Raw genomic sequence first — 2012 nt, forward strand, 5'->3', positions numbered from 1 at the left:
GCATTTGTAATATCCAGTCCCGCGCCTTGGTGTTTTTTACTTTGGTGGTAGGCAGGGTTACGCCGTCTTCTTCAAAAATGGCCGCCAGCATCGACTTCAGTGTGTCCATTTTGCCTTCTTTGGCATGCACGGCACTGACCAGTTTTTCAATATGACGCAGTTTGTGGCCGCTACTTACCAGGCTGAAACTGGCGGCTAACCGGCGCAGCTTGACGCTATCGCTGTTATTGCCGCGCAGCGCGCCGGCATCGTTCTGAATAATACTGCGATACTCGCTGGTGGCGCTTATTTTTGCGGATACCTGCACCTCAGGCCGGCCGCGCATTGCGGCGGCCCAGTCGTTGTAGCTTAAGGCTTTTACGCCCTCGCTACTTTCGGTTAGGTAAAAATCGCTCTGGTAAGCGGCCCCAACAAAGCGATATTCCACGCCGCCATCGCTTTTGCGGGTTAGCACCACCTGACATAAGGCGCCGTCTTCGCGCTGGTATTCGTAAATCAGGTAGCTGTTGGCAAACGGCAGGTAAAATTCATCAAACTTTTTGCGGGTTTTTGGTACCACCCGATTGGGCTGCTCGCCATAAAATACCGGCACTAAACGTTGCAAGGTGGTTTTGCCCGAGGCATTGGTGCCACAAATGTTGGTGTGCTGATCCAGCTGTAATTCCACCACCCCAGGCAGGTGGGTGTGAATAAGCACAATACGAAGTAACTGAGACATAGCGCATCCTGTCTGCAGCGCAATAATTAAGCACCGCGTTCAATATTTTAATGCGGCTTATTATCCATGGAATGCGACCAAATGCCAGTTTGAAATTGGCTGGCAGCAACAATAGCCAAGGCAGAGCCTATTAATTATCGGCAGCAGGCGGAACCTCATTAATTTCAGCACTGCCCGAGCTGATATTCTGCAGCTGCTGGCTAAAATCACCGATATTGGCCAGTGGCAGGCTAACGGTTAGCTGCACCTGCTGACTGTACTGGGCATTGAGTAATTGGCCACCCAGCTGCTCTAATAACAGTCTGGCTTTGGTTTCATAGGCAAAATCCAGGGTGACAATACGCTGCACCAGTGGCAAAACCATTGTGGTAGTGGCCAGAGCTGCCGCTTGCGATACGGCGGCTGAATACGCCCGCACCAGGCCACCGGCCCCGAGTTTTACCCCGCCAAAATAGCGCACCACCACCGCCAGGCAATTGCCAAGCTCTTGTTCAGTTAACACGTGCAACATCGGTTTGCCAGCGGTGCCACCGGGCTCGCCGTCATCACTAAAGGCCTGCGTTTCGGGCTGGCGGGTATTGCCAATAATATAGGCCCAGCACACATGGTTGGCAGCACGGTATTGTTCGCGAAACTGGTTAATCAAAGTCATCGCTTCATCACGGCTGTGAACCGGCAGCAGAAAGCTCAGAAATTCACTATTTTTCTCAGTCAGGCAATGCTCAACCGGCGCCGCCAGTTCGGTGTAGGGGTTCACAGGTTATTTATACTCAATATCGTTGCTCGCATTGGGATTGGCTTCGGAACTTTCTGCTAATGGCGTTTTAGCTGCTGGTTGCTTGCTAAGCCGGCGCCAGAGCCATTCCAATGGGCCTTGCGAGTAGTGCTTAAGATACCAGCGGCAAAATAATAGTTGCAGGATAATAGTGGCAATCGCAATACCAAGCAGTGAGGCGCGGTCTAGCGTGGCAAACCAGTCGGGTTTAAGCACTTTAAACAGCAACACCATTAGCAGACTCTGGCTTAAATACAGGGTAAACGCCATGCGGCCGCAGGGGGCCAGCCAGGCTTGCAGCCAATGCTGCAACCTTGGTTTATGCAAGGCATGAATTAAGGCACTGGCAAAGGCCAGCGCCATTAGCAGGGCACTGATTTGCTCCCACGGCAGGGATACACCAAGATCGTAACCGTAGCCAGTAACATGATCCAGCACTACGGTGCTGCCGCTGATTGCCAGGGACGTCAGAAATAACAGAATTGTTATGCGGCGTGAATAGCCCTGGCTGAACCAGCC

The 2012-nt window shown here is 52.3% G+C and carries 3 protein-coding genes; all 3 read right to left on the reverse strand.

Annotated features, from left to right (window positions below):
- The coding region (locus tag ABY802_RS16800) for an ATP-binding protein (protein WP_372628263.1) at nucleotides 1-718 on the reverse strand (718 nt) is incomplete at its 3' end.
- Between the two features lie 130 nt (nucleotides 719-848).
- Entirely contained in the window at nucleotides 849-1475 is a 627-nt protein-coding gene (locus ABY802_RS16805) for a YigZ family protein (RefSeq protein ID WP_372628264.1), read from the reverse strand.
- 3 nt (nucleotides 1476-1478) lie between these two features.
- On the reverse strand, nucleotides 1479-2012 hold a 534-nt coding region (locus tag ABY802_RS16810; protein WP_372628265.1), incomplete at its 5' end, for a DUF418 domain-containing protein.

It is taken from the genome of Arsukibacterium sp., from assembly GCF_041616895.1.
Taxonomy (GTDB): domain Bacteria; phylum Pseudomonadota; class Gammaproteobacteria; order Enterobacterales; family Alteromonadaceae; genus Alishewanella.